Annotated in this window: 1 protein-coding gene and 1 pseudogene; both read right to left on the bottom strand. The window is 40.3% G+C overall.

Going from position 1 to position 2,691, the window contains the following annotated elements; translation table 11 throughout:
• Positions 1-1,995: LptA/OstA family protein (locus ABZA26_RS12060; RefSeq protein ID WP_372714763.1), on the bottom strand; the 1,995-nt coding region annotated here is incomplete at its 3' end.
• Between the two features lie 9 nt (positions 1,996-2,004).
• A pseudogene (locus ABZA26_RS12055) lies at positions 2,005-2,691 on the bottom strand (DNA mismatch repair protein MutS); the annotation flags it as partial.

Here is a 2,691-nt window from a genome sequence, read left to right as displayed (position 1 = left end):
TTTCTGGGCAAATATCTCATTTGATTTTATAAAATACTCAACCTGAGAACCCCTTACTTCTGTTTCAGGGTCCTTAAGTATTACATTTCCAAGAAGTTCAAAAGACTCTTTCTCTGTGTAATATTTTATGGTATCTCCCTTAGCTGTAGTCATATCACTCTTACCTCTGAAATCTTTTCCTGTATACACGGACTTTTCCACATCAAAAACTCCGTCTCTCATATCTCCGTCAAATTTAGATTTTTTCCCTTTGAGTTTTATTTCTCCCGGAATATAAATCTTTCCTTCATTTTGTTTGTAGGTCGCTTTATTTCCTGTGGCGGTAAGATCTTTGTTGTCTACAATTAGATTGCCGACTATATCTGCAAATTCACCGCTTTTAAAGTTTCCTCTGTCGCCGGATATTTTTGTGGTATTTCTTTTTCCAGTCACAACTATATCCCTGTTTATCTTTCCTATTCCGCTAATCTTATTGTATGTGAGGTCTACACCTTCAAAATTATAATCAGCGTTTTCTCCCTCAAATCTTCCCGGAGATACAAAATCTCCTGTCTGAGTGTTGTATGTAGCCTCAAGGCCCTTAAATATTTCTTTTTTGATTTTTCCCTTTGCAGTATACTTTCCCGGGACGTCTACCTTTCCCGAAACCTGGTCATATGTGAGCCTGGCACTTTCCACAGAATAGTCCGCATTTTCAAAATATGCATTCCCTGTAGCCTCATAATATCTTTTCTTTGTATTAAATTCTATGAGGTCTCCTTTTCCGTAAAAATCTTTGCTTTTTATATCGCCTTTTTCAGCTTTTCCGGCTCCTGTAAGATTATTATAATAAAATTTCTGTCCCTTGCTGGTGTATTCCTTGTTCTCAAATTTATATGTCTTATCTAAAAACAGTTCCTCAGTTTCACTATTGTATATCATCTCTCTGGAAACAACTCCACCCTCTGGAGATTTATAGACCACGTCTTTTTTGTCTCCGTAGGCGTATAAAACCTTGGTCTGGGTATCATACAATCCTCTGTCAGCCCTCAGGTCTTTTCCGTCTTTTGACGTTATGACTACATTGCCCTTGAGTTCCACCTGTTTTTTCACTGTGTTGTAATATCCGTTGTCACCTTTCAGTGTGTAGATTTTGTCGCCCCCGTGGACTTTTCCGTGGAAAATCACAGTATTCTGGGCTGACTTATGCTCTATTCTGTCCATATAGAGGGTAAATCCGTCCTTTTCAGCCCGTACATTTTTAGATACGAGAAAATCTCCGGTGTTTTCGTTATAAATAAGTTTTTCTCCGTAGAGCTTTACTCCGTCATAGTTTACCACAAAGGGTTCCCAGGCCTCTAAAATCTTTGTTTCCACATTATATTTGGCTTTTTTAAATATTCCCGTAAGAGATCCCGGGCTGTCCTTGCTGAGGTTCTCACCCTTCACCCTGATATCCCCGGTTATTTCTGCTGTCTTGGTTGCGTCACTGTATCTCACCTTGTCAGCCTTTAGACTTATTTTATCACTTTCCATCTCTATATTTCCATCTAGGTTCACATAACTCATTTTGATATCTGTTTCAAATTTTTTTCCCGAAACTTTTATCTTTTTTTCCTCATTGGAGGCAGTCACACCAGTGTCTGAATGTATTATAGCGAGATCGCTGTCATATTTTGCATTTTCAGCATTAAATTTCCATCCGTTTACACTTACACCCTCTATATTCCCGTTGAGGACTAGGTTTTTCAGACTGTCTATAAGTACGTTGTCCCCCTTGAGACTCATCTCTTCAAAAAAAGCCTTGGCCAGCTTAAAACTGGTCTCTTTGGTTTCTATGTCATCCACCTGAGTTCCCGCCTCTATACGGTACCCCTGTGATTCATAAGTTACATTAGAGGTTTCCACCTTGTTATCTACCTTTACTTCAATGGCCTTTTCCTCTTTAAAATAGTTCAAGTATCCCAAAACAATTACGAGGATTCCCGCTAAAATGTAGATACCCTTCTTAAGCATAACTGCCTCCTATTTCAACATTTTTTTCAGTTCGCTGAGCTTTACCAGGGCTTCGAGGGGAGTCAGACTGTTGAGATCTGTGTCACATATGATCTCAAGGGCTTTTTCCTCTTCCAGAGTCAGCACTCTTTTTTCATCTTCCGCTGGTATTTCTTCTGCTTCTATTGCTCCGCCAAAGAGAGAGAGTTGCTCCCCCTTCATTTTCTTTTCAATAAGTGCCCTCTTAGCCTCTAGAGACTTAAGGGTTATCTTTGACTTATTCAGTATCTCCTTAGGAAGACCTGCAAGCCTGGCCACCTCTATACCATAAGACTTATCCGCCCCGCCTTTTACTATCTCTCTCAGGAAGACCACATCGTTCTCTGTCTCCTTCACCTCTATCCTGTAGTTTGCAGCTCTTTCCAGCTTCCCTTCCAGTTCAGTGAGCTCATGGTAATGTGTTGCAAATACAGTCTTTGATCCTATCCTGTCATGGATATATTCTGTTATTGAGCTGGCTATTGATATCCCGTCAAAAGTAGAGGTTCCCCTTCCCACTTCATCCAGGATCACAAAGGATTTATCCGTTGCACTGTTGACTATATTGGCCACTTCGCTCATCTCTACCATAAATGTAGACTGTCCGCCCACCAAATCGTCACTGGCTCCTACTCTGGTAAATATCTTATCCACTATCCCTATCCTGGCGTATTCTGC

Source organism: Ilyobacter sp., assembly GCF_041583315.1.
Lineage (GTDB): Bacteria > Fusobacteriota > Fusobacteriia > Fusobacteriales > Fusobacteriaceae > Ilyobacter.
The sequence above is the reverse complement of the archived record's forward strand: the minus strand, read 5'-3'. Positions and strand labels throughout refer to the sequence as shown.